Genomic DNA, 24237 nt, shown 5'->3' on the forward strand with positions numbered 1-24237 from the left:
TCTTATTTGATGGAGCCGGCCCCGAGGCCGCTGCGCCAGAAGCGCTGCAGTGAAAGAAATGCGATGACCATCGGAGCGAGCGAGACGAACGCTCCGACCAGGACCAGGGCGCGCAGCTCCGGATGCTGGTTGACCTGGGTGTTCCATGAATAGAGTCCGAGGGTGACGGGGAACAGCCGCTCATTGCCGAGCATGATCAGCGGCAGCATGAAGTTGTTCCAGACCGCGACGAAATGGAACAGGAAGATCGTCACGAAGGCCGGCGCCATAAGGCGTACGGAAAGGGTGAAGAAGGTGCGCACCTCGCTGGACCCGTCGATCCGGGCCGCCTCCATCAGCTCGTCCGGAACGCTGGCCGCGGCGTAGATCCGGCCGAGGTAGACGCCGAACGGGTTGACCAGGCTGGGCAGGAAGACCGCCCAGAAGGTGTTGGCCAGCGAGACCTTGCTGAACATCAGGAACAGCGGCAGGGCCAGCGCGGTGGCCGGCACCAGCACGCCGCCGAGCACGATGTTGAAGAGCAGCTCCCGGCCGCGGAACACGTACTTGGCCAGGGCGTAGCCGCACATGCCGGCCAGCAGGGTGCCGATCGCCGCCGCGCCGACGGTGTAGGCGATCGAGTTCGCCATCCAGCGCAGGAAGATGCCGTCGTGGTAGCGGAACAGGTCGCTGAGGTTCTCGCCGATCGCGAACTTGTCCGGCAGCAGCGCGTGCCCGTCGGTGACCTGGCCGTCCTTCTTGCCCGAGGCGACGAACAGCCACCAGAGCGGGGTCAGGAAGTAGAGCGTGAAGACGGCCATGACCAGCGTGGCGGCGTACTTCGGCAGCTTGAAGGCAGCCATCACTGCACTCCCTTGCGCTGGGTGAACTTGAGGAACGTGAACGAGAGGATGAACGTGGCCAGCGCCAGGACCACCGAGAACGCGGCGGCCAGGTGGAAGTTCGGGATGCTGGAGGCGTTCAGCACGGTCAGGTTCGGGGTGTAGGTGCTGGAGACCGCGGAGCTGAAGCTCTTGAACACCTGCGGCTCGGCCAGCAGCTGGAGCGTGCCGATGATCGAGAAGACCGTGGTCAGCACGATCGCCGGCAGCACCATCGGGATCTTGATGGACCAGGCGGTCCGGAACGGGCCGGCGCCGTCGATCTTCGCGGCCTCGTAGATCTCGGTCGGCACCGCCAGCAGCGCCGAGTAGATGATCAGCATGTTGTAGCCGACATAGATCCAGGTCACGACGTTCGCCATGGCCCAGAGCACCAAGCTCGGCGAGAGCAGGTCGGCGCTCGCGGTCACCGCCGTGAACGGCGACAGGTTCGGCGAGTAGAGGTAGCCCCACATGATCGCGGCGACCACCCCCGGCACCGCGTAGGGCAGGAAGAACGCGAGCCGGAAGAACCGCCGCCCCTTCACCAGGCCGGAGTCGAGCAGCAGCGCGAAGGCCAGCGCGAGGCCGAGCATCACCGGCACCTGCACGGCGCCGAAGAGCAGCACCCGCTCGATCGACTGCCAGAACGGCCCGTCGCTGAAGACCTGCCGGTACTGGACGAGACCGCCGAAGACGTCGGTGGCCGGCCCGAAGGTGCCCTTGCGCTTCACGGTGTAGAGCGACTGCACCACCGCGTAGATGATCGGAACCAGATAGAAGAGCGCGAACAGCACGCCGAACGGCGTGACGAAGAACAGAACCGCGCTGACATGCCGCTTGGTCACGGCCGGGCCTCCTCACGGACGACGCGTACGCCACCGGGCGGCACCCGGAGACGGCCACGCACGTGCTCGCCGCTGATCAGGTCGCACCCGGCGACCGCGTACTCGATCTCGCGCGTCCCGTGGTTGATCACGAAGACGTACGTCTGTGTCTCGCTCGTTCGCCGCACCACCTCGACGGACCCGTCGTTCTCCGGCCCCCCGGCGGTCGCGCCGGCGCCCTGGGCCGCCGCGCGCAGCACGTCGCGCATCGCGGCCCGGTCCAGCGCGGTCGCCACATACCAGGCGCTTCCGTCGCCGGCCTGGTTACGGGTGATCGCCGGCACGCCCGGCAGCGGGCCGTCGACATAACGGGCTTTTGCCTCGGCCGTCGTCATGCGCAGCCGCTCGGCCCACAGGCCCGACTCGCCGCCGTTGTCGAGCGTCAGCGTGGTGTCCGGGCTCAGTGGCGCGAACTCCTCGACGCTCACGCCGAGCAGCTCCCGGAACGCGCCCGGGTAACCGCCCAGCCGGATCCGGTCGTCGGCGTCGGCGATCCCGCTGAAGAAGGTGACCAGCACGTGCCCGCCGTTCTCGACGAACTGCGTGACGGCTTTCGCCTGCGCGTCGGAGACCAGGTAGAGGCAGGGCACCACGACGAGGCGGTAGCCGGACAGATCGGCGTCCGGGCTGATCACGTCGGTGGTCACGCCCAGTTCGCGCAGCCCTTCGTGGACGGCGTGCACCTGCTCGAGGTAGTTCACCGCGCTCGACGGGCGGCCCTCCTGCTCGGTCGCCCACCACGATTCCCAGCTGAACAGCACCGCCGTGTCGGCCTGGACCTTGCTGCCGGCGACCTCGGCCAGCCGGCGCAGGCTGAAGGACAGGTCGAGAACCTCGCGCCACTGCTCGGTCTCGGTGCCGGCGTGCGGCAGCATCGCCGAGTGGAACTTCTCGCTGCCCTGCTGCGAGGCCCGCCACTGGAAGAAGCAGATCGAGTCGGCGCCGCGGGCCACGTGGGTGAGCGTGTTGCGCAGCATCTCGCCCCGGGCCTTGGCCGGGTTGATCGGCTGCCAGTTGACCGCGCCGGTGGCCTGCTCCATCAGCATCCACGGCTTGCCGCCGGCCAGGCCGCGGGTCAGGTCGGCGGCGAAGCTGAGCTCGGCCGCCGGGTGCCCGAGCCGGTGGTCCAGGTAGTGGTCGTTGGCGATGACGTCCATCCGCGGCGCCCAGCGCCAGTAGTCCATGTTGCGGATGTGCGCGGTGACCATGAAGTTCGTGGTGACCGGGATTTCGCTCGCTTTTCTGAGCAGCGCCGCCTCGGCCTCGTAGTAGCCGAGCAGCTCGTCCGACGAGAACCGCTGGAAGTCGAGCATCTGCGCCGGATTGCGCAGCGACAAGGCGGCCCGCGGCGGCAGCACCTCGTCGAACGCGCCGTACCGCTGGCTCCAGAACGACGTGCCCCACGCGGTGTTGAGGGCCTCGATCGTCTGGTAGCGCTCAGTGAGCCAGACGCGGAAACTCTCCGCGCTCGCCTCGCAGTAGCAGAGCGCGTTGTGACAGCCGAGCTCGTTCGACACGTGCCAGAGCACGACCGCCGGATGCGTTCCGTAACGCTCGGCGACCTGCGCGACCAGGGCCAGGGCGTGCTCCCGGAAGACCGGCGAGCTCGGGCACCAGGCCTGCCGGCCGCCCGGGTAGCGGCGGGTGCCGTCGGCGGCCATCGGCAGGATCTCCGGGTGGCGGCTCGCCAGCCACGGCGGCGGGGACGACGTGCCGGTGCCGAGGTTGATCTTTATACCGTTCTGGTGCAGCAGGCCGACGATGCGGTCGAGCTGCTGGAAGTCGTACTCACCGGCGCGCGGCTCGAGGTCCGACCAGCCGAAGATGTTGATCGCCACCAGGTTGATCCCGGCGGCCCTCATCAATGCGACGTCCTCGGCCCAGACCTCGGCCGGCCACTGCTCCGGGTTGTAATCGCAGCCCAGGGTGATCACGGGCGTCTCTCCTTCTCTGTGCACGTGCACACATTTCCGTGAGGAAAAATCCCCAGGTCAGATGTGTGAACGTGCACACACTAGGATTGCTGCGAATCACCGTCAAGACCGAAAAGATAAAGTCGTGAGATGAGTACGCCGATCAAGCCCGGCAAAAGGGCCACCGTGCACGACATCGCCGCCGCGGCCGGGGTTTCCCGCGGCACGGTGAGCCGCGTGCTCAACGGGGGCTACGTGTCGGCGACCGCGCGCGCCGCCATCGAGCGGGCCATCCGCGAGGTCGGCTACGTGCCGAACACGGCCGCCCGCAACCTCGTCATGCAACGGTCGCAGGCCATCGGTTTCATCGTCCTCGAGCCGCACTCACTGTTCCTCGAGGACCCCAACATCGGCGGCATCATGCTGGGGGCCAACGCGACGCTGTCCGCCGCCGACTACCAGATGGTCAACCTGGTGGTCGACTCCGAACGGGACACCACCCGCATCACCCGCTATCTCAGCGGCGGTTTCGTCGACGGCGCGATCATCGTCTCGGCCCGCAGCCACGACCCGATCATCCAGGTGGTGGGCAGCCTGGCGCTCCCGTCGGCCTTCGTCGGCCACCCCCGCGACCTGCACCCCGAGATCCCGTACGTCGGCATCGACAACCTCTCCTCGGCCGAGGAGATCACCCGCCGCCTGGCCTCCACCGGCCGCCGGCGGATCGGCATGATCGCCGCCGCCGTCGACCGCGACTCCGGCGCCGACCGCCTGGTCGGCTTCCAGCAGGCCCTCGGCCCGCTCTTCGACGAGAGCCTGGTCGCCGAGGTCCCGCTCTACGACTTCGCCTGCGGCGCCAAGGGAATGCGCACGCTGCTGGAACGCGAGCCGAACATCGACGGCGTCTTCGCCGCCTCCGACGCGGTGGCCGCCGGCGCCATCGAGGCACTGCGCGAGGCGGGCCGCAACGTGCCGGCCGACGTCGGCGTGGTCGGCTTCGACGACAGCTCGTGGGCCACCCGGACCCGCCCCAACCTCTCGACGGTCCACCAGCCCGCCGACGACATCGGCGCACACGCCGCCGACATGGTGCTCCGCCAGCTCAAGGGCGAGCAGATCTCCCAGCGGGGCCTCCTGCTCCCCTCCCCCATCGTCTGGCGAGAGTCGGCCTGACCCCGCCCGCCCGCCCGCCTGCCCGCCCGCCTCGCCTGCCCGCCCGCCTCGCCTGCCCGCCCGCCTCGCCTGCCCGCCCGCCTCGCCTGCCTCGCCTGCCCGCCCGCCCGCCTCGCCTGCCCGCCCGCCGCTCTTCGCCGACGCGGAGGCCGCCGTGGCTCAGTCGAGGCGGTAGGTCGCGTGGGTGGCGTGGCCCGAGACCTGGACGTGCGTCTGGCGCAGGTTGCGTGGCGTCGCGCCGGTGAACAGCGGCGTGCCCGCGCCCAGCAGCACCGGCGCGATGTGCAGGCGCAGCTCGTCGACCACGCCGGCGTCGATCGCCCGGCGGATCGTCTCGCCGCCGCCCATGATGACGACGTTGCGGTCGTCCGCCATGGCGAGGCCCTTGGCCACCGCGCCGGCGATGCCGTCGACGACGAACGTCATCCGGTCGGCGAGCCGCACCTTGTCCGGCGGGATGCGGGTCACCACCAGCACCGGCGGCTCCGCCACCAGGCCCGCGCCATAGCCCATCTCGTCGTTCCACCCCGACGGGCCGTCGATGACGTCGAACAGCCGGCGCCCCATGATGACCACCCCGGTGGCCGCGACGGACTCCTCGAGCACGGCCTGGTCGATCGCGTCGGGTTGCAACGCCCAGTCGTGCAACGCCTCCCCACCGACCCCGAGCCCCTGTTCCGGCCCGGCATCGGGCCCGGTGACGAACCCGTCAAGCGACACCGTGATGTCAGCGACGACCTTGGCCACGACCTGCTCCTCCCGCCCGGCGAACCACTACTCAGAGCATGCCACCCGGGTGTGACAAGTTCGTTCACCTAAGATCGGCAACGAGGAGGCATACGGGGTGACGGCGTTTCTGCTCGAGTGCCTGCATCGGGCCGGGATGGGCGACGTCCTCGCGGTGGAGCCGGTGACCGGCGGGCTGGCGGCGCTCGCGGGCATGGCAACCCGGCGTGACGCGCCGCCGGTGTTCGTCAAGGCGTTCGCCGATCCGCCGGACGACGACGTCTTCACCAACGAGGCCGAGGGGCTGACCGCCCTGCGCGAGATCGGCGGCATGGCAACACCCGACGTGATCCTCGCGAACCGCGAACTGCTCGTGCTGTCGGCACTGCAGGCGAGACCGCACCGCGAGACCTTCTGGGAACAGCTCGCCCACGCGCTCGCCCGCCTGCACACCAGCACAATCCACCCACGGTTCGGGTGGCACCACGACAACTGGCTCGGCCGCCGCCGCCAGATCAACACCTGGAACGACGACGGCTTCGCCTTCTTCGCCGAACACCGGTTGCTCCGATGGCTGGGCCAACCCCGCGTCGACGCCGCACTCGACGCCGGCGACCGCACGGCCCTGGAACGGCTGTGCCGCCGGCTCCCCGACCTGCTGCCCGGCCGACCGGCCTGCCTGACCCACGGCGACCTGTGGACCCAGAACCTCATGGCCACCCCGGACGGCCGGCCCGCCCTGATCGACCCGGCGGTGTCCTACACGTGGGCCGACGTCGACCTCGCCCACCTCTGGACCACCGCGCCCCCACCCGAGGCGCAACGGTTCTTCCCGCTCTACGCGGAGCTGACCGGGCTGGACAGCGACTGGCAGACCCGCATGCCGATCATCCAACTGCGACAACACCTCGCGGTCCTGGCCCAGTTCGACAACGACTGGGGCGCCGCCGACCTGATCCGCGCCACCCTCGCCCCGTTCCGCCCGTCAAGCTGACAGAGACCCGCGGCTTTCCCGGCTGGTCTACTCTCGACGGCTGTGGAAGCGGGGCTGCCTCCTGGAGTGGTGCGGGGCCTGAGCTACCGGGAGTGCCGGTCCTGGGCCGATGGCGTCCCGCGGACCCGGGAAGCGAAGCGGGCGGTGGGGATCATCCGACCGCGTGGTCTGGGAATCCATCGTGCCCGGCCGCGGCTGCCCGTGCTGCTGTGCCTGGCGGACCGGGAGGGGCGGCTGGTCGGGTCGGCGGACGCATTCGCCGTCATCGAGCCGCCGATCGCCCGGAACGCCGAGTGGAACCGGGCGATGCGAAGCCGGGCCGGCCGGGTCCGGGCGCTCGGTCTGCTCGTGCGGGCCTGGCAGTTCGTGGCGTTCGCTCCGGCCGTGCTGGCCATGATCATGGCGATCCCGCTCGCGTTGGTCTCCCGGGCCGCCGCCCTGGTCGCGATCGTGCTGGTGCTGGTGGGTGTGGCGGTTGCGGTCCTCGACCTGATCGCCGGAGTCGTCCGGATGACCTGGTCCCTTCTTCGAGCGGGCAGCGGCGGCGTGACCGACGGCGAGATCTTCGGTGACGAACTGCGCAGCTATCAATGGACGATCACGTTCTGCCACGCGCTCGATCCCGGCGAGGCTGACCGGCTCTGCCAGGACGCCTTCCGGCGTGCCTCCGAGCTGACGGAAGCCCGGCTGCCCCAGGACCCGGCGTTCGGCTCCGGTTGCGTGGGGGTCCAGGCCGGTAGTTTCACCGGATCCCTCCCCACCCTCGAGCCCGTCCCGGGCACGAGCTGGTTCGTCATCGGCGCTCGGAGCGACTTCAAGAAGCCCGATCAGGAAGCGGTCCGGCCGCTGGGCGGCATCCGGCTCATGCTCACCGCCACGATTCTCTGCCTGGCCGCCGGGGCGCAGTGGGTGGCCTCGGCCGAACGTCAGTCCTGCCTCACTACGGACTGCGGCACCCGGCCGGTCAGCTATCCGGCGGCGCTCATCTGGCTCGTCAAGCATCTCTTCTTCCAGTTCCCGGGGCCGGCTACGGCCCAGTCACAGGTGCTCGGAGTGCTCGTCTCGCTCCTCGGGCCGGTGCTGGTGGCGGGTGTCGTCCTGACCCTGAGATGGCGCAACAGATTTCGGCAGGCCCGGAAGGATCTCATGTACCAGGCCATCGAGCGGATGGCGACGGCGCCGACCGTGGCGATCGTCGTCGTCAACGAGATCGAGAGCCGGGCGGTCGAGGACGCCTTCGCCGCGCGCTCACCCGGGTCGGCGCCGGTGCCCGGCCGGGCGGGCACGAAGGCCGTGACCCGGCTCGGAACTCTCGGCGGGGCGAACGTCGTCCTGGCGCAGAGCGAGCAGGGCACGGTCGGGGCCGGTTCGATGCCGTGGACGGTCGACAATGTGATCAAGCAGCTCGACCCGGCGTTCCTGGTGCTCACCGGAGTCTGTTACGGGTTGAACTCCCGCGTGATCGACGGTGGCGACCAGGAGATCGGCGATGTCGTGGTCGCCACCCAGTTACGCGCAGTGGAACACCGCAAGGTGACGACGGGCGCCGGCGGTTCGCCGTACGAGATCATCCGGGGTCCGAGCCCGGAGACCGCGAGTGATCTCCTCAGCCACGCCCGCGTGGCTGCCCGGGGCCGCGCTCCGGCCATCCACTTCGGGCCGGTGCTCTCGCTCAACACGCTGGTGAACGACGCGACGGAGCGGGCCCGGCTGCGCGCCCTCGGCGAGGAGGCGGAAGCCGGCGAGATGGAGGCGACCGGCATGTACGCGGCTGCGGCGCAGGCCAAGTGCGACTGGATCCTGGTCAAGGGCATATCGGACTGGGGCGTCGGGAAGACCGACAACGATCAGGCCGCGGCCGCCCGGAACGCCGCGGATTTCGTCACCGATCTGATCGCCCGGATCAACCCGGGCACCGGTTCGGCCCGGGACGACTGAGGAGGACCCGGGCGGGTCAGTGGCGGGGGATCAGACGGGCGCCGGTCCAGGCCAGGCCGGTGCCTGCGGCCAGCAACAACAAAGCCCCCACCGTCGGCAGGGGCTGCCTTGCGTAAACGCCTGCTCCGATGGCCGCGGCCGCCAGCATCAGCAGGATGCCGTCGGCCGGGTTGACCAGTTTCGAGCGGAAGACCGCCCAGCCCAGCAACAGCCAGCCGGCCCCGGTCGTCACGGCCGCCACGGTCGCCGCATGCTGCATCTGGTCGGGCGACAGCGAGGCGCCCGACGCCGCCGCGCCCGGGGGCAGGGCGGCCAGCGGGAGGGTCAGCATCGCGCCGGCCAGGCCGATCAGCAGGCCGGTGATCGCGCTGCGACGGGTTCGGGTGCCGGCCAGCAAGCCGGCCAGGGCGATCATCGCGAGCACGGTCAGCCAGTCGGCGGCCAGGGCCACCGGGAGCGGGCCGGGCGGGGTGTCGATGCCCAGCGTGAGCCAGCCGTCAAGCACGGCGGCGGCCGGGAGTGCCCACAGGGCCAGGCGGGCGTAACGGCGGACCGACCAGATCCAGACCGCCTCGCGTACCGGCAGAAGGTGGTCCTTGTCCGCGGTGCCGGCGGCGCCGACCCAGGCGGGCGCAACCCGCAACGGTCGTCCACTGGCCGTGCGGTGGTGGCTGATGCTCATGGCTCCGCCTCGCTGGGCTCAAGCCGAGCGGCCCGGGGGCAACCGGTCGGGATCCTGCGGAGAGCATTCCAAACGTACGCACCCCGCGCAGGCGGTTCCCAGAAATGCCGCCGATACCCAGAAAACCCTCAGCAGCGTACGGCCGAAGTGGCGTCGCCGAAACCGGAGGCGGCGGCTCGGGCACCGCGTACAGAAATCGATGCTGTTGAATTTAAGACGGCGGAGCGATCATTACTCGGCGTCACCGTCGTGGGTGCGGCTCACTGGCTGGGCATAATTTGCGGCCTCGGCGGGGTGAATGGGTCGATCGATTTCAAATTTATTTTCGACCCGCCCTGAGCTGCAAAAACGGCCATGTCTGGCGGGGTGTGGAGACGGTGCTGAGGCGCGGGCATTGAACCCCGTTGCGGGTGAGGTCCGTACTGGGGGCCGACCGAGCACATCGACACCCACGAACGAGGAGTGATGATGAGACCGCGTGCGTACCGGAGGAACCAAGGTCCCAACCGGCGGAAGGCACTCGGTGCCGTCGTCGTCGCAGGTGTTGTGACTGCGGCCGGCATCGCCGGGGTTCAGCTCGCGAACGCCAGCACGACGAGCACCAAGGCCGCGAACGTCATCGTCGTCGACGGCAAGCAGTTCGAGGTGGCCGCGTGCACGACGCTCGAGGTCAGCGGCGTCGATGTGATCTGCGACGGGGAGAAGCTCCAGCCGCAGGAGGCGCAGGACGCGGGTGCGCAGGCCGACGCCGCCGCCGTGGCGTTCGAGGCGGCCTGTGACACGTTCGTGGCGGATGTTGCCGCCGCCCAGGGCGACGCGGGCGCCGCCGATGACGCGGGCGCCGCGGACGAAGCGGGCGCCGCCGACGAAGCGGTTCCGGCTGACGAGGCCGGCGCCGCCGGCGCGGCCGATGAGAAGAGCCCCGCGGAGAAGAAGGCGGCCAACAAGAAGCTGGCCGCCAAGTACCTGAAGGCGCTCAAGTCGGCCAAGAAGCAGAAGGAAGAGCAGGCCGGCGACAAGGGCGCGGCCGACGACGCGGGTGCCGCCGACGATGCCGGTGCCGCCGACGATGCCGGTGCCGCCGGTGACGCCGGTGCGGCTGACGACGCGGGTGCGGCGGACCAGGCGGCGGCCGCTGCCGCGGCTGTGGCGTCCGCGCAGAAGACGCTGCTGCAGGCCTGCCTGGCGCTGTCCGACGCCAAGACGGCGGCCGGCATCGGTGCTGCCGACAACGGGGCCGGCGAGGCCGACCCCAGTGCGGAGCCCAGCGCGGAACCCAGCGAGGAGCCGAGCGCCGCGGCCACCAAGGCGAAGAAGTAAGCAAGAGGCAACGGAAAAGGCCGGCCCGGGAAGGGGCCGGCCTTTTCTTGTCGTATCTCAGGCGTGGTCGCGGATCTGGTTGCCGTTGTAGTCGGCGCCGCCGAGCGCCGCCGACGGCGGGATCGGTTCCGGAGCGGGCAGCGCCGCCGTACGGTCGGGGTCGCCGCTCACCTGGGCTTCCGCCACCCGGACCTGCTCGTTCACCTGGGCCGCTTCCGCCGCGGCCGCCTCGGCCGCGGCTGCCGCCTCGCGTTCCACCGAGGCCGCGTCGACGTTCGCCTTCGGGATGTCGCCGACCATGCCGGCCAGGCCGCCCAGCGCACCGCCCATGCCCTCGAGGGCACGGGTCAGCTCGGTCGGGATGATCCACACCTTGTTGGCGGTGCCGTTCGCGATCTGCGGCAGGGCCTGCAGGTATTGGTAGGCCAGCACCTTCTGCGACGGGTTCGCGGTGTGGATCGCGTCGAAGACCGTGCGGATCGCCTTCGCCTGGCCCTCGGCCTGCAGGATGCGGGCCTGCCGGTCACCGTCGGCGCGCAGCACCGCGGCTTGCTTCTCACCCTCGGCCGTGAGGATCTGGGCCTGCTTGTGGCCCTCGGCGTTGAGGATGGTGGCGCGGCGCTCCCGCTCGGCACGCATCTGCTTCTCCATCGAGTCGCGGATGCTCGGCGGCGGCTCGATCGCCTTGATCTCGACGCGGGTGACCTTGATGCCCCAGCGGCCGGTGGTCTCGTCGAGAACCGTGGAGAGATGCCGGTTGATCTCCTCGCGGCTGGTCAGGGCCCGTTCCAGGTCGAGGGAGCCGATGACGTTACGCAGCGTGGTGACGGTCAGCTGCTCGATGGCCTGCAGGAAGTTGCTGATCTCGTAGGTCGCCCGCACCGGGTCGACGACCTTGAAGTAGAGGACCGTGTCGATCGACACGACCAGGTTGTCGGAGGTGATCACCGGCTGCGGCGGGAACGAGACGACCTGCTCACGCATGTCGACCTTGCTGCGCACCGCGTCCACGAACGGGACCAGGATGTTCAGACCGGGGCTGAGGGTCCGCTTGTACTTGCCCAGGCGCTCCACCACGTCCATCCGCTGCTGGGGGACGATGCGGACGGACCGGAGCAGCGTGACGATGGCAAAAACCACGATCACGATTACTAGTACGCCGATCACTGCTTCCATGGCGCCTCTCTATATGTTTGGCAGATCGTCGCGCCACACGATGGCCGTGGCGCCCTTGACTCGAATGACCCGGACGCGTTCCCCCGGGAGGTATTTCTCGTTGCCGTCGAAGGACCGTGCCTGCCAGATCTCTCCGTCGATCTTGATGCAACCGTGGTTGCCGTCGACCTCTTCGAGGACCATCCCCTGGCTGTTCTCGATCGCCTCGAGGCCGATCGGGGTCTCGCCGGACTCGAGCGCCGGGCGAGCGTGTTTCAGGATGATCGGGCGCAGCGCGCCCACCGAGAGGCCGGAGACGATCGCGAAGACGATCACCTGGAGCAGGAGCGGAGCTCCGAGCGCGGCCGCGCCGGCCGCAGCCAGAGCGCCCACCGAAAAGAAGATGATCAGGAACGTGGCCGTGAAGGCCTCGGCGATCGCCAGTGCGATGCCGAGCACGATCCAGACAACCGCTTCCACACCTCGATCGTGTCACGCCGACGCACTATCGGCGATGCCTGATGCAGGCGTAGCCATATCGGCGGTTCGCAGTTAACCAGAACAGTCATTTGTCGAGAGGGTCCAACGTGTCGCTGTTACCGGAGACGGCCCGCCGGGTCGACGAGATCGCCGCGCGGGCTCAGTCCGCCGGGCGAACGCCGTCGCTGGCGCTCGCGGTCGTCCGGGATCGGGCCGTGCTGCACCACGCGTGCGTCGGGGAAAATCCCGTGCCCGACGTGAAGACGCAGTACCGGCTCGGCTCGATCACCAAGACGATCACCGCGACGATGGTCATGCAGATGCGGGACGAGGGGTTCTTCGCCCTGGACGACCTGCTCTACCGCCATCTGCCGGGCACCCCGATCGGCGGGGTGACGCTGCGCCAGTTGCTCGGGCACGTGTCCGGCCTGCAGCGGGAGCCGGACGGCCGGTGGTGGGAACGCCACACCGGCGGGGACGCCGACAAGCTGCTCGCCGACCTCGGGTACGACAAGCTGTCCGGCGCGCCGTTCCGTCGCTATCGGTACTCGAATCTCGCGTACGGCCTGCTCGGGGTGGTTCTGGAGCGGGTGACCGGCGAGTCGTGGGCGGCGCTGGCCGGCAAACGGGTCCTCGACCCGCTCGGCATGAAGCGCACCACGTACGCGCCGATGGAGCCGTTCGCCCGCGGCTACGTCGTGCATGCCCTGGACGGCAGCCTGCACGAGGAGCCGCGGCTGGACGCGGGCGCGATGGCCCCGGCCGGGCAGCTGTGGTCGACGGTGACCGACATGGCCAAGTGGGCCGCGTTCCTCACCGACCCGGCCCCGCAGGTGCTGCCGCGCGAGACGGTCGACGAGATGTGCGCGCCGGTGGTGATCAGCGACCTGGAGTCGTGGACCGGCGGGTACGGCCTCGGCGTGCAGCTGTTCCGGGTGGGCGAGCGGGTCTACGTCGGGCACGGCGGCTCGATGCCCGGCTACGTCGCCCATCTGGTGGTGCACCGCCGGAGCCGGCTCGGGGTGGTCGCGTTCGCCAACTCGTACGGCCTGACCGGCACGCACATCAGCGAGGTGGCCCTGGAAACGCTGACCGCGGTGCTGGACGCCGAGCCGGTGACGGCCTCGGCCTGGACACCCCCGGCCGCCGCGGCGGGCGAGGCGGTCGCACTGGTCGGCCGCTGGTGGTGGATGGGCCGGGAGTACGAGGTCCGCGCGGACGGCGAGGCCCTGGAGATGACCGGCCCGAACCACCGCTCACGGTTCGTCCGGGAGGCGCCGGATCGCTGGCGCGGCGTCGACGGCGACAACGAGGGCGAGGTCCTGCTGCCCCTGCGCGACGCGGAGGGCGGCGTCCCGCGGATCGACATCGCGACGTTCGTCTACAGCCGCGACCCCGCGCACCTGGCCTGACGCCGGCCGCATGCCGAGGACGAGTCCGCCCGCGACGACGCACACCCCGAGCCAGACCGCCGGGGACGGCATCGGGCCGCCGAGGGCCACCCCGGTGGCCGCCGCCGCGACCGGGGCGATGCCGGTCAGCAGGCCGGCCCGGTCGGATCCGAGGCGTTCGACGCAGGTGTACCAGAGGACGAACGCGACGGCCGTCACCCCGACCGCCAGATAGCCGCCCGCGATCAGGTCGTCCGCGCCCAGGCGCAGCGCCGCGGCCGGCCCCTCGAGCGCGACGCCGGCGACGCCGAAGGCCACCGCGGCCAGCCAGGTCGCGTGCACCGAGACGCCGAGTGGCCCGTGCCGGCCCAGCACCGGGACGGCCAGGAGGGTGAAGCCGGCCTCGCACGCGAACGTCACCAGCGCCCACATCAGACCGATCCGGTCGGTGCGGCCGAAACCCTGCACCAGCCCCGCCCCGGCGGTCACCACCAGGGCCGCCACGACCAGCCGGTACGCGACGTGCCGGCCCTCCAGCAGCGGGCCGGCGACGGCCAGCAGGACCGGCACGCAGGCGACCGCGACGCCGAGCACGGCCGGCTCCGCGTGGCGCGCGCCGAGGACGAGAGCAAGGTTGAAGACGAACATCCCGGTTATCACCACGCCGATGAGCCACAGCCATTCGGCGCCGCGGGGCTTCACCAGCCGGGGGCGGCGGACCCGGGCGAAGGCGAGCAGCAGGAGGCAGGCGACGGCGTAACGAAGGCACTGGACGGTCAGGACGGGAGCGTCGGCGAGCGCGCCCGAGACGGCCACACTGCCGCCCACGAAGATCATGCCGGTGGCGCCGGCGAGGGCTGGTAAGCGGTTCACGAGGCCCATGCTCCAAGCGGGTATGGTCCATTGGAAGAGCCAATTGCGGTAGGCAAAAGGAGGACCAATTTCCGGCTCCGATTTCCTCCAGCTGCGCGCCGGGGACGCCCCGGCCAAGGGCCTCACCTCCTGGCTGACGGCGGGCCTGCGGGACGCGATCAACAACGGCCGGCTGCCCGGCGGCGCGCGCCTGCCGGCGACCCGGGTGCTCGCCACCGACCTGCGGATCTCCCGCGGCGTCGTGGTCGAGGCCTACCAGCGGCTCATCGACGAGGGCCTGGCCACCGGCCGCACCGGCGCCGGCACCACGGTTCTCGGGCACGGCCGCGGCGCCGAACCGCCGTCCGACCGCCGCCGCGCGCTCGAGGACCTGCGCCTGCCGCTGCCCCCGGCCGAGAACATCGACATCGACCTCTCCCCCGGCGTGCCCGATCTGTCGGCCTTCCCGCGCAGCCAGTGGTTGCGCGCCGAACGGGCGGTGCTCGACGAGATCACCGCGGCCGACCTCGGTTACGGCGATCCCGGCGGCACCCCGCGGCTGCGGGCCGAGCTCGCCGGCTGGCTGCGCCGCACCCGCGGCATCCGCGCCGAGGCCGACGACATCATCGTGGTCAGCGGGGTGGCTCAGGCGCTCGCGCTGCTCGCGCAGACGCTTGCCGCCGGCGGCGTGACCGCCGCGGCGGTCGAGGATCCGGGTTCGCGCGGGGCCCGGGACCAGATGACCCATTGGGGTGTACGCGCGGAAGCCGTCCCCGTGGACGACGAGGGCATCCGGGTCGACCGGATCACCCAGGAGGTCGCGGTGCTGACCCCGGCCCACCAGTTCCCGACCGGCGTGGTGCTCAGCCCGGCCCGCCGCCGCGCGCTGCTGGAGTGGGGCGGCCTGGTCATCGAGGACGACTACGACGCCGAGCACCGCTACGACCGGGCGCCGGTCGCGGCCGTGCAGGGCTCCGCGCCGGAACGGGTGGCCTACTCCGGGAGCGTCTCCAAATCGCTGGCGCCGGGCATGCGCCTCGGCTGGCTGATCGCGCCGCGCCGGCTGCAGCCCGCCCTGCTCGAGGCGAAGCACGACTCCGACCTCGGCAACCCCGCCATCCCGCAGCTCGTCCTGGCGCGCCTGCTGAGCAACGGCGACTACGAGAAGCACCTGCGGCTGGTCCGGCAACGGCAGCGCCGCCGCCGCGACGCCCTGATCGCCGGGCTGGCCGAGCATCTGCCGGCGGCCCGCGTCACCGGCGTCGCGGCGGGATTGCATCTGCTGGCGTTGCTGCCTCAGCCGGCATCCGATGCAGAACTTGCCGAACGGGCCGCTGCCCACGGCGTACTCGTGCATCCGCTGTCGTGGCACCGCCTGCAACCCGGCCCGCCCGGCCTGATCATCGGTTACGCCGCGCAATCTCCGGATCGGCTCGCCGAAGCCGCGAAGCGGCTGGGAGAGGCCCTCACTCCAGTACCGTGACGAAGTCGATGAGCCGTTCCATCGAATTGATGAGCGGCGTCTCGACGTCCTTGTAGGAATTGACCTCGCGCAGAATGCGCCGCCACAGATCGGCCGGCACGCGGACGCCGAACGCCTCGCAGACGCCCTCTTTCCAGTTGCGGCCGGGCGGGATCACCGGCCATTTCTTGATGCCCACCCGCTCCGGTTTCACCGCCTGCCAGATATCGATGTACGGGTGGCCGGTGACCAGCACGTTCGGGTCCTTGACGGCGGCCACGATGCGGCTCTCCTTGGAGCCGGGCACCAGGTGGTCGACGAGCACGCCGAGGCGGCGATCGCGGCTCGGACCGAAGGCCTGGACCGCCGCGGCCAGGTCGTCGATGCCGTCCAGCGGCTCCACCACGATGCCCTCGATGCGCAGGTCGTCGCCCCAGATGCGCTCGACCAGGGCGGCGTCGTGGATGCCCTCGACCCAGATCCGGCTGGCCTTGGCCACCTGCGCCTTGACGCCGGCAACGGCGATCGAGCCGGACGCGGTTGTCCGCCGCTGAGCTTGTTGCGGAGCAGCCGCCGGTTTCCGCAGCGTCACCGCCTTGCCGTCGAGCAGGAACGCGGCCGGGGTCAGCGGAAAATTGCGCCGCTTGCCGAACCGGTCCTCCAGGACGACCGCGCCCAGCTCGAACCCGACCACCGCGCCGCAGAAACCGGAATCGGCGTCCTCGACCACCAGATCGGGCTCGGCGTCCACCTCGGGCACGACCCTTTTCTTGCGCCACTGCGCCTTGAGCACGTCCTCCCCATACATGCAAGGCACGGTAACCCGTGCGTTGGGACACGGCGTTTCTGACGCTCCGGCCGAGACAACCTTCCCGGTGGGCACGTACCCTTGCTCGCATGTCCCCCGCAGCTGATGCGGCCACCCGCACCGCGCGGCGTTCCACCCGGTTCGTGGCCTGGGTGCGCGCCTGGCGCGCCGGTCTGGTGCCCTTCGACGAGCTGGCCGACGAGATCGCGGCCGACGAGGAGCACCTCGTCGCCGATGCCCCCGGCACGTGGACCGATGTGCCGCTGCCGCAGGGGCTGCCGCTCTTCGCCAAGCTTCATCCCGACGACATCCGCCTGGTGCTGCCGGTTCCCGGCGACCCGCGCGGCCTGCCCGGCCCGGGCGAGCTGACCGGCGCGGCGCTGCTGGCCGGCGAGGCCCTGGTCACCCCGTCGTTCGGGGTGGTCCCGCAGGTGCGGCGGCACACGTCCGGCTCCGGGGTCGAGTTCGAGACGGTGCTGTGGCGGTTCTTCCCGGTCGCCGAGCACCGGCCGGTGTTCCAGATGGGCGCGGCCGAGGCCGAGGCCGAGCTGACCCGGGTGCTGACCGAGACGACCACGCAGCTCACCAAGCTCGACGTGGCGCACTGGAAACCCGAGCTGGCCGGCGCGTTGCAGGCGCTGCGCCGGCCGGAGAGCACGGCCACGCTGCCGCCCGGTTTCGACCCGCGGTCGCGGCGGCTGTTCGCCCGGGCCAGCGTGCTCGACCAGGTTCTCGCGCTGGCCGAGACGAACGCGCCGGGCGGCGCCATCAACGGATTCGAGGCCCAGCAGCGTGATGCGGCGTTGCGGCCGCTGATGTCGGCCTGCCGCCAGGCCCTGGTCGCCGCTTGTAACGCGCCGCTGCATGCCTGACAAATTCGCGCACTGCACGTTCTGCGGCGCCCGGTTCACCCCCGGGCAGGCGTGGCCGCGCCGCTGCGGGGCGTGCGGCGAGACGAGTTACCGCAATCCCACTCCGGTGGCGGTGGCGGTGCAGCCGGTCGGTTCCGGCCTGCTCGTGGTGCGGCGCGGCATCCCGCCGGCGCGGGAGCTGCTCGCCCTGCCGGGCGGTTTCGTCGACTACGGCGAGGCGTGGCAGGCCGCGACGGTGCGAGAGCTTTTCGAAGAGGTCGGGCTTCAGGCTTCGGCCGATGACGTACGCCTTTTCGACACGCTCAGCGCCCCGGACGGCACCCTGCTCGTGTTCGGCCTGCTGCCCGCGCTGCCCAACGCCGGCGCGCTCCCGCCGTCGGCGCCGAACGAGGAGACCCTCGGCTGGGAGATCCTCTACGGGCCCGCCGAGCTGGGCTTCAGCCTGCACACGGCGGTCGCGAACCACTTCTTCAAAGGTTGACTCAGTTTCAGAGGTTGATCAACTCGACCGCCACCCGTGCGCTGTCGCCCACGTCGAGCTTCTGCGCCTTCCGCACCGCCTTCTTGATCGGCAGCACGTAGGCGCCCTGCTTCGCGTCCGGGAAAATCGACGTCCGCCAGGTGGTGGCGCCGATGCGCACCTCCACCCGCACCGCCCCGAAGCCGCGGCGATCGCCGGCGGTCAGGTCGCGGATCACGTCCGATGCGTCCACCGGCAGGCTCACGAACGTCCAGGCCTCGTCCGGCCGGGCATCCCAGATCCACAGTTCGGCGTCGAATTCGATCTGCATGGCCCCTAGTGTGCGCGATAAGAAGAGAGCGTAATCAGGACGTCGCGCATTGTGGTCTACCCGCCAGGTATGGAATTGTTCGTGGTCGATGTGTCAGGCGGCTACCGGCTGCCCCGGCCGGAGGCCCTGATGACTGACTTCCTGCTGCTCAAACCCGCTGCGCCCGCACTGCTCCCGCGCGATGAGCGGGGCTTCGCCGGGCGCTCCGTCGAGCTGTCCGAGCTCGACACGATCGGCGACGGCGGGCTCGCGATGCTCGCCGGAGCGGGCGGCGGCGGCAAGACCGCGCTGGCCGTGCGCTGGGGGCACCGGGCGGCCGGCCGGTTCCCCGACGGGCAGCTCTTCGTCAACCTGCGCGGCTTCGACCACGTGGCGCAGCCGATGGAGCCGGCCGAGGCGCTGCGGCGGTTCCTGACCGCGCTCGGCGTGCCCACCCGGCACATCCCGGCCGGCCTCGGCGGCCGGGTCGCGCTCTACCGCGCCGAGATGGCCGACCGGCGCGCGCTGGTGGTGCTCGACAACGCCGGCGTCGCCACCCAGGTGCGGCCGCTGCTGCCGGCCGCCTCCGGCTGCGTGACCGTGGTGACCACCCGCAACCAGCTGACCGGGCTGATCGTGCGGGAGGGCGCGAAGCTGACCGCGGTCCCGCCGCTGAGCACCGCCGACGCCGCCCAGTTGCTCATCAACCGGCTCGGCTGGGACCGGGTGGCCACCGACGCCCTGGCCGTCGCCGCGGTGATCGACCGGTGCGCCCGAATGCCGCTGGCCCTGTCGCTGATCACCGCCCGCGCCGGGGGCCGGTCGCTCGCCGCGGTGAACGCCGAGATCGGGCCGGCCGACGCCGCCGGCGACCCGCACACCTCGGTCCGGGCCGTGTTCGCCTGGTCCTTCGGCCGGCTCACCGCACCGGCCGCCCGGCTGTTCCGGCTGATCGGCCACCATCCGGGCCCGGACCTCACGGCGACCGCGGCGGCCGGCCTCACCGGCCTCACCGTCGGGCAGGCCACGGTCGTCCTGGCCGAGCTGGCCCGGGCCGCGCTGCTCACCGAAGCCGCCCCCGGCCGGTACGCCTGCCACGACCTGCTGCGCGCTTACGCCGCCGAGCGGGTCAGCCGATCAGCCCGGCCGTGACCAGCTCGCCCACCAGCAGCCGGATCGCGGGCGCGCAGCGCTCGGTGTCCGCCGAGGTGAACCAGGCGATCTCGCCGATCTCCGCCGCCGCCACCGGCTCGTCGTCGGTCTTGCCGCCGGTGAAGCAGAGCAGCCGCACCTGAGTGCCGGCCGGCCGGTTGTGCGCCTCCGCCACGATCTCGGTGAACAGCGTCAGGTCGGCCGGATCGACGACCAGGCCGACCTCCTCGAGCACCTCGCGCGCGGCCGCCTCGGCATAGCTCTCCCCCGGTTCCGGCTTCCCGCCGGGCAGATAGAACACGTCCGTGTAATGCGGACGCACCACCAGCACCCGCCGGTCCCGCACACACACCCAGGCCGTCGCCAGAACCTCCGCAATCACGGCGGCAAGCCTACCGGCGCTCCTACGTCACTGCCGACGCCAGGTGTTCGACCGCCTGCTTCGCCAACTCCTGGGCCTCTTCGCCGACACCGGCTATCGCCCCGGCTGCCACCGGCATGAGAAAGCCGCGCAGGGCTGCCGCGGCCCGGCGAAGCCTTCCCCGGTTCGGCTCGGCCTGGACGACCTCGCCCAGCACCTCGTTGGCGACCTCCTCGACGTCCTCCTGGTCCTGCGCGGGAAGACCGAGCGCGGGGAGTTGCTTCAGGATGTCCGCGACGGCCTGCGCCAGCACCTCGAAGCCCGGCGCGATCTGCTGCCCGTCCGCCCGGTTCTGCGTCACGAGCTGGTAGGAACCGGGGCTGTGCGAGGTGATGTTCACGCCCTGCGCACGCCGAAATAGGTTGCCCGCCGGTCCGGCAGGAAATCAGTGACGTCCGCTTCCCCGTCCTGGTCGTACAACCAGCCCAGGAGCGCGTCCCGGCACGCCGCGCGCCGGGCATGGGACGACTGCCGGGCGCGACGGACCGACTGGGCGAACGCCCGCCCGTTCTCGGTCAGGGCGAGCGGAAGCTCGGATATCCCGGTCAGTGGAATCGGGCTACGCACCACGAGGTCCTGGCGCATCAGCGCTTCGACCGATTTCCGAGTTTCGTCGACGGAAAGCCCGGTCGCTTTCACATAGGACCCCACGGTGGGGCGATCTAGCTTCGCCAGAGAATCTGGGTCGAGCCACTCCACCATCTTCGTTCTGGCCATCTCGGACTCGGTCATCCCCCACCCGACAACGGGCCGGACCGGATCGGCCCGACCGATCCCCGAGGACGTGGACGATTTCCACAGTGCTCGTTCCCCCGCTACCTCACTGCCCTGGCCGGTCAACCGCACATCCCGGTCACGCTGGCGCGGATCCGAATAGCGGACCTCGTTCGGATCGCGCTCGTACACTCCGATCCATCCCACCTCGCACAACTCGTAATCACGGGGCGAGAAGGTCACCAGCCCGCGCCGTTCGAGCAATCTCAACGACGTCAGAAGGATCGAATGCCGCAGGTGAGGCAGATCGCGTCGCGCGGATGACAGGCGCACGGCGTCGGTGCCGACCGGCCGCGTCGCGCTGTACACCCAATCCATCAAATCATTCATGGCCGCCGATTCGGGGTCGAGCGGAATTTTCTTCTTCGCCGCGTTCACGCCACCCTCGGCCAGAATCACGAACCCGTTGTTCCACCGACGACGCCCCCGATCCCAGGGACGTCTCCATTCGACAAATTTCGCATCGTCGAGAAAGGCCAGGGCTCGGCACAGTGACGCCGCATCCATACCGGCCAAATGCGCATGAAGGACAGTAATCTTCGTGAACTCGGAGATGGAACCATTCGACAGCCGGTACAAAGTCTCGAGCAACCGCTCGCGGTCCTGCACCCGCACGGAGTAAGGAACCGGATCTACCGAACTGTTCGCCTCCACCAATGGCAGGTTGACCCGCCGCGCCGTCGACATCGAATACAACCAGAGCGCAAGCGGAGGACCGCCGAAAAGGGCCGCGGTTGCCGCGAGTGAAAACAAGAGGTAGGAGAAGAAATCGTCGAAAGCGCCGGCAACCGACCAGGAAAGCGAGGGCACAGCCGGACCTCCCTACCCGCGGGGCGCGAAGCTGCCTTCCACCTTGGCACAGCGGGTCCACCCGGCTAGAGCACGGTGATCGGCGTTCCCGGGGCCAGGTTGTCGAGGAGGGTCTGCTGGGCGGCGGCCGGCATCCGCACACAGCCGTTGGAGATGCGGTGGCCGAAGACCGACTTGCGGTACCACGCGTGGATGCCGGTGTGCGCGTTCTGCAGGCCCGGGGCCACCGCACCCCGGTCGTCCGGCACCGCGCCCAGGACGAGGGCGTCGAGGCCGGCGTAGATGTGGCCGTGCGTGCCGGTGCGGCCGAGCACGAAGGTCCGCCCCAGCGGCGTCGGGGTGCGGGTGGCGCCGATTCCCACGGTCCAGGTCTTCTGGAGTACGCCGCCGCGCAACCACGTCAGGGTGCGGTCGCTCAGCCGGACGATCACCTGATCGCGCAGGGGGACGGCCGTCCAGCCGCGATCCGGCAGCCAGCCGATGCGCCGGTTCACCGACGGCAGCAGGACCGCCGACCAGCCGGGCTTCTTCGCGACGATCGGGACCACCACCGGCACGCCGCGGATCGTCGGCGCGAGGTAGGCGTGCGGCGTGCCGCCGGGCGCGTCGTACACGGCGAGCTTCCGGGTCGGGTGCAGCCCCTCGGTCAGCGGGCCGAGCGATGCCGGGGCCGGGTCGGCGGGGAAGCCGGCCGGCACGTGCGTGTAGCTGATCGTCTTCAGGCCGCCGGTCGGCTTCGCGGCCGGCGCGACCGTCGCGGGGGCCGCGCTGGGACTTGGCGCCGGGGCGGAGGGCGCCGCGCTGGGACTTGGCACCGGCGCCGACTCGGGCGGCTCGGGCGGCTCGCCGGAGCAGGACGCGATGCCGAACGCCAGCACCGCCGCGGTCACGGAGGCCGTGCGGCGGCGGGTGCTCGGGCCGCGGCGCATCCGACCAAGCTAGGCGCGCCGCCGCCAACTATGTCGGGGAATAAGGGGTTTTCACCCGTTAGATTTCCGGGATCAGGTCGGCCACCGAGTCGACGATGCGGGACGGGCGGAACGGGTAGCGGTCGGTGTCGGCCCGGGAGCTGATGCCGGAGAGCACCAGGATCGTCTCCAGGCCCGCCTCCAGGCCGCACAGGATGTCGGTGTCCATCCGGTCGCCGATCATCGCCGTACTCTCCGAATGGGCCTCGATGGCGTTGAGCGCCGACCGCATCATCATCGGGTTGGGCTTGCCGACGAAGTAGGGGTCGACGCCGGTGGCCTTGGAGATCATCGCGGCGACCGAGCCGGCCGCGGGCAGCGCGCCCTCGTTGGACGGGCCGGTCGCGTCGGGGTTGGTGCAGATGAACTTGGCGCCGCTGTCGATCAGGCGGATGGCCTTGGTGATCGCCTCGAAGCTGTAGGTGCGGGTCTCGCCGAGCACCACGTAGTCGGGGTCGAACTCGGTCAGCACGTAACCGGCCGCGTGCATGGCGGTGGTCAGGCCGGCCTCGCCGATCACGTACGCCGTGCCGCCCGGCCGCTGGTCGGACAGGAACTGCGCGGTGGCCAGCGCCGCCGTCCAGATCGACTTCTCCGGCACGTCGAAGCCCATCCGGTTGAGGCGGGCCTGCAGGTCGCGCGGCGTGTAGATCGAGTTGTTGGTGAGGATGAGGAACGGCTTGCCGGACGACTTCATCTTGTTGACGAACTCGGGCGCGCCGGGAACCGGCACGCCCTCGTGGACGAGCACGCCGTCCATGTCGGTGAGCCAGCTCTCGGTGGCTTTGCGCTCGGTCATTTCGCTCCAGGGCGTTGAGGGGTGGGACAGCAGCCGGAGGGGCAGACGTCCCAGATCGGGAGGGTACCGAGCCGTTCCCGGGCACGCCCGGCGGTGCGCTCCTCCACCAGGTGCCGGACCATCGTGACGAAACGCGGGTCGGTGCCGGGCGTGGCGGCACGGGCGTAGCCCAGACCCAGCTTCTTGGCCGTCTCCAGCGCCTCGTTGTCGAGGTCCCAGAGCACCTCGAGGTGGTCGGAGACGAACCCGATCGGGCTGACCACCACGTCGGTGACGCCCTTCTCGGCCAGCGCGGTCAGGTGGTCGTTGATGTCCGGCTCCAGCCAGGGCACCTGCGGCGGCCCGGAACGGCTCTGCCACACCAGGTCCCAGGGCAGGTCGGTGGCCGCCTCGGCGGAGACCAGCCGGGCGGTCTCCTCGAGCTGGGCGGTGTATCGGCCGCCGTCGGGGCCGGCGGTGCGCGCCATGCTCACCGGGATGCTGTGCGCGGTGAAGACCACGCGGGTGGAGGCCCGGCGCGCCGGTTCCAGCTTTTCCAAAGCCAGTTGTACGGCGTCCACGTGCGGCCCGATGAAGCCGGGGTGGTCCCAGAACTGGCGCAGCTTGCTGATCTGCGGCGCGCGGGGGCCGACCTTCTCCCGTGCCCGCGCGATGTCCTCCCAGTATTGGTGGCAGGACGAATAACCGCCGTAGGCGCTGGTGGCGAAGCCAAGGGCATGAGTGACGCCGTCGTCGCGCATCTGCGCGACGGTGTCCTCCAGCATCGGCTGCCAGTTGCGGTTGCCCCAGTACGTCGGCAGGTCGACGCCGTGGGCCTCGAAGTCGGCGTCGACCGCGGCCAGCAGGTCGCGGCACTGCTGGTTGATCGGCGAGACGCCGCCGAAGTGCATGTAGTGCTCACTCACCTCGGCGAGCCGCTCGTCGGGGACGCCGCGCCCGCGCACCACGTTGCGCAGGAACGGCATCACATCGTCAGGCTTCTCGGGGCCACCGAAGGACAGCAGGACGAACGCGTCGTAAGCCACGCACC

Annotated in this window: 24 protein-coding genes and 1 pseudogene; 9 read left to right on the forward strand and 16 right to left on the reverse strand. The window is 70.7% G+C overall.

Annotation, left to right across the window (positions count from 1 at the left end):
* Nucleotides 1-2 precede the first annotated feature (2 nt).
* The 3 genes from AB0E90_RS03630 to AB0E90_RS03640 are packed head-to-tail and all read right to left on the reverse strand — an operon-like array spanning nucleotide 3 to nucleotide 3681.
* Entirely contained in the window at nucleotides 3-842 is an 840-nt protein-coding gene (locus AB0E90_RS03630; RefSeq protein WP_360398591.1) for a carbohydrate ABC transporter permease, read from the reverse strand.
* Nucleotides 842-1708, reverse strand: a complete 867-nt coding sequence (locus tag AB0E90_RS03635; RefSeq protein WP_360398593.1) for a sugar ABC transporter permease — start codon at nucleotides 1706-1708, stop codon at nucleotides 842-844. Before AB0E90_RS03635 ends, AB0E90_RS03630 begins: the two co-directional genes overlap by 1 nt.
* Complete coding sequence (locus AB0E90_RS03640) at nucleotides 1705-3681, reverse strand: beta-galactosidase (protein ID WP_360398595.1); 1977 nt, start codon at nucleotides 3679-3681, stop codon at nucleotides 1705-1707. The genes AB0E90_RS03635 and AB0E90_RS03640 overlap by 4 nt, the downstream gene beginning before the upstream one ends.
* A gap of 129 nt (nucleotides 3682-3810) precedes the next feature.
* On the opposite strand from AB0E90_RS03640, the gene AB0E90_RS03645 reads away from it, so the two are divergent.
* On the forward strand, nucleotides 3811-4833 hold the full coding sequence (locus tag AB0E90_RS03645; protein ID WP_360398597.1) for a LacI family DNA-binding transcriptional regulator: 1023 nt from the start codon (nucleotides 3811-3813) through the stop codon (nucleotides 4831-4833).
* A 159-nt stretch (nucleotides 4834-4992) separates the two neighbouring features.
* Here AB0E90_RS03645 and AB0E90_RS03650 read toward each other — a convergent pair whose 3' ends face one another.
* Nucleotides 4993-5580: a dihydrofolate reductase family protein gene (locus tag AB0E90_RS03650; protein ID WP_360398599.1), complete on the reverse strand. Its 588-nt coding sequence runs from the start codon at nucleotides 5578-5580 to the stop codon at nucleotides 4993-4995.
* A 97-nt stretch (nucleotides 5581-5677) separates the two neighbouring features.
* Here AB0E90_RS03650 and AB0E90_RS03655 point away from each other — a divergent pair, with 97 nt between their 5' ends.
* Nucleotides 5678-6553 carry a fructosamine kinase family protein gene (locus AB0E90_RS03655; RefSeq protein ID WP_360398601.1) on the forward strand — a complete coding sequence of 292 codons (876 nt, stop codon included), beginning with the start codon at nucleotides 5678-5680 and terminating at the stop codon, nucleotides 6551-6553.
* 144 nt (nucleotides 6554-6697) lie between these two features.
* Nucleotides 6698-8491, forward strand: a complete 1794-nt coding sequence (locus AB0E90_RS03660) for a hypothetical protein (RefSeq protein ID WP_360398603.1) — start codon at nucleotides 6698-6700, stop codon at nucleotides 8489-8491.
* Between the two features lie 16 nt (nucleotides 8492-8507).
* On the opposite strand, the gene AB0E90_RS03665 is transcribed toward AB0E90_RS03660, so the two are convergent.
* Nucleotides 8508-9173: a hypothetical protein gene (locus AB0E90_RS03665; protein ID WP_360398605.1), complete on the reverse strand. Its 666-nt coding sequence runs from the start codon at nucleotides 9171-9173 to the stop codon at nucleotides 8508-8510.
* 546 nt (nucleotides 9174-9719) lie between these two features.
* Between AB0E90_RS03665 and AB0E90_RS03670 the strand changes: the two genes are divergently transcribed.
* Nucleotides 9720-10493 carry a hypothetical protein gene (locus AB0E90_RS03670; protein ID WP_360398607.1) on the forward strand — a complete coding sequence of 258 codons (774 nt, stop codon included), beginning with the start codon at nucleotides 9720-9722 and terminating at the stop codon, nucleotides 10491-10493.
* Nucleotides 10494-10550: 57 nt separating this feature from the next.
* On the opposite strand, the gene AB0E90_RS03675 is transcribed toward AB0E90_RS03670, so the two are convergent.
* Together AB0E90_RS03675 and AB0E90_RS03680 are read right to left on the reverse strand one after the other, a co-directional pair.
* A complete protein-coding gene (locus AB0E90_RS03675) occupies nucleotides 10551-11669 on the reverse strand; it encodes an SPFH domain-containing protein (protein WP_360398609.1) in 1119 nt (372 codons plus the stop codon).
* A 9-nt stretch (nucleotides 11670-11678) separates the two neighbouring features.
* Complete coding sequence (locus AB0E90_RS03680) at nucleotides 11679-12128, reverse strand: NfeD family protein (RefSeq protein ID WP_360398611.1); 450 nt, start codon at nucleotides 12126-12128, stop codon at nucleotides 11679-11681.
* A 107-nt stretch (nucleotides 12129-12235) separates the two neighbouring features.
* Here AB0E90_RS03680 and AB0E90_RS03685 point away from each other — a divergent pair, with 107 nt between their 5' ends.
* Nucleotides 12236-13540, forward strand: a complete 1305-nt coding sequence (locus tag AB0E90_RS03685) for a serine hydrolase domain-containing protein (RefSeq protein ID WP_360398613.1) — start codon at nucleotides 12236-12238, stop codon at nucleotides 13538-13540.
* A 75-nt stretch (nucleotides 13541-13615) separates the two neighbouring features.
* On the opposite strand, the pseudogene AB0E90_RS03690 reads toward AB0E90_RS03685, so the two are convergent.
* Nucleotides 13616-14401: pseudogene (locus tag AB0E90_RS03690) on the reverse strand (DMT family transporter); the annotation flags it as partial.
* A gap of 124 nt (nucleotides 14402-14525) precedes the next feature.
* Between AB0E90_RS03690 and AB0E90_RS03695 the strand changes: the two are divergent.
* Entirely contained in the window at nucleotides 14526-15854 is a 1329-nt protein-coding gene (locus AB0E90_RS03695) for a PLP-dependent aminotransferase family protein (RefSeq protein WP_360399441.1), read from the forward strand.
* Here AB0E90_RS03695 and AB0E90_RS03700 read toward each other — a convergent pair.
* Nucleotides 15838-16641: a DUF3097 domain-containing protein gene (locus tag AB0E90_RS03700; RefSeq protein WP_360398615.1), complete on the reverse strand. Its 804-nt coding sequence runs from the start codon at nucleotides 16639-16641 to the stop codon at nucleotides 15838-15840. The two genes, AB0E90_RS03695 and AB0E90_RS03700, sit on opposite strands and share 17 nt — an antisense overlap.
* A gap of 89 nt (nucleotides 16642-16730) precedes the next feature.
* On the opposite strand from AB0E90_RS03700, the gene AB0E90_RS03705 reads away from it, so the two are divergent.
* On the forward strand, nucleotides 16731-17513 hold the full coding sequence (locus AB0E90_RS03705) for a hypothetical protein (RefSeq protein ID WP_360398616.1): 783 nt from the start codon (nucleotides 16731-16733) through the stop codon (nucleotides 17511-17513).
* Complete coding sequence (locus AB0E90_RS03710; protein ID WP_360398618.1) at nucleotides 17506-17994, forward strand: NUDIX domain-containing protein; 489 nt, start codon at nucleotides 17506-17508, stop codon at nucleotides 17992-17994. The genes AB0E90_RS03705 and AB0E90_RS03710 overlap by 8 nt, the downstream gene beginning before the upstream one ends.
* A gap of 7 nt (nucleotides 17995-18001) precedes the next feature.
* Here the strand turns inward: AB0E90_RS03710 and AB0E90_RS03715 are convergent, their stop codons facing one another.
* Entirely contained in the window at nucleotides 18002-18304 is a 303-nt protein-coding gene (locus tag AB0E90_RS03715) for a DUF1905 domain-containing protein (protein WP_360398620.1), read from the reverse strand.
* 69 nt (nucleotides 18305-18373) lie between these two features.
* On the opposite strand from AB0E90_RS03715, the gene AB0E90_RS03720 reads away from it, so the two are divergent.
* The gene (locus tag AB0E90_RS03720) at nucleotides 18374-19435 is read left to right on the forward strand and encodes a hypothetical protein (RefSeq protein ID WP_360398622.1); all 1062 of its coding nucleotides are present in this window, start codon (nucleotides 18374-18376) and stop codon (nucleotides 19433-19435) included.
* Here the strand turns inward: AB0E90_RS03720 and AB0E90_RS03725 are convergent.
* From AB0E90_RS03725 to AB0E90_RS03750, 6 genes are all read right to left on the reverse strand, one after another.
* The gene (locus AB0E90_RS03725; RefSeq protein ID WP_360398624.1) at nucleotides 19413-19817 is read right to left on the reverse strand and encodes an NUDIX domain-containing protein; all 405 of its coding nucleotides are present in this window, start codon (nucleotides 19815-19817) and stop codon (nucleotides 19413-19415) included. The two genes, AB0E90_RS03720 and AB0E90_RS03725, sit on opposite strands and share 23 nt — an antisense overlap.
* 22 nt (nucleotides 19818-19839) lie before the next feature.
* Entirely contained in the window at nucleotides 19840-20196 is a 357-nt protein-coding gene (locus AB0E90_RS03730; RefSeq protein ID WP_360398626.1) for a hypothetical protein, read from the reverse strand.
* Entirely contained in the window at nucleotides 20193-21440 is a 1248-nt protein-coding gene (locus AB0E90_RS03735) for a hypothetical protein (protein ID WP_360398628.1), read from the reverse strand. Before AB0E90_RS03735 ends, AB0E90_RS03730 begins: the two co-directional genes overlap by 4 nt.
* Before the next feature lie 65 nt (nucleotides 21441-21505).
* A complete protein-coding gene (locus AB0E90_RS03740; protein ID WP_360398630.1) occupies nucleotides 21506-22369 on the reverse strand; it encodes a L,D-transpeptidase in 864 nt (287 codons plus the stop codon).
* Nucleotides 22370-22427: 58 nt separating this feature from the next.
* Nucleotides 22428-23207: an HAD-IIA family hydrolase gene (locus AB0E90_RS03745; RefSeq protein ID WP_360398632.1), complete on the reverse strand. Its 780-nt coding sequence runs from the start codon at nucleotides 23205-23207 to the stop codon at nucleotides 22428-22430.
* Nucleotides 23204-24232: a ferrochelatase gene (locus AB0E90_RS03750; protein WP_360398634.1), complete on the reverse strand. Its 1029-nt coding sequence runs from the start codon at nucleotides 24230-24232 to the stop codon at nucleotides 23204-23206. Before AB0E90_RS03750 ends, AB0E90_RS03745 begins: the two co-directional genes overlap by 4 nt.
* Nucleotides 24233-24237 lie beyond the last annotated feature (5 nt).

Source organism: Actinoplanes sp. NPDC026619, from assembly GCF_040638295.1.
Classification (GTDB): Bacteria; Actinomycetota; Actinomycetes; order Mycobacteriales; family Micromonosporaceae; genus Actinoplanes.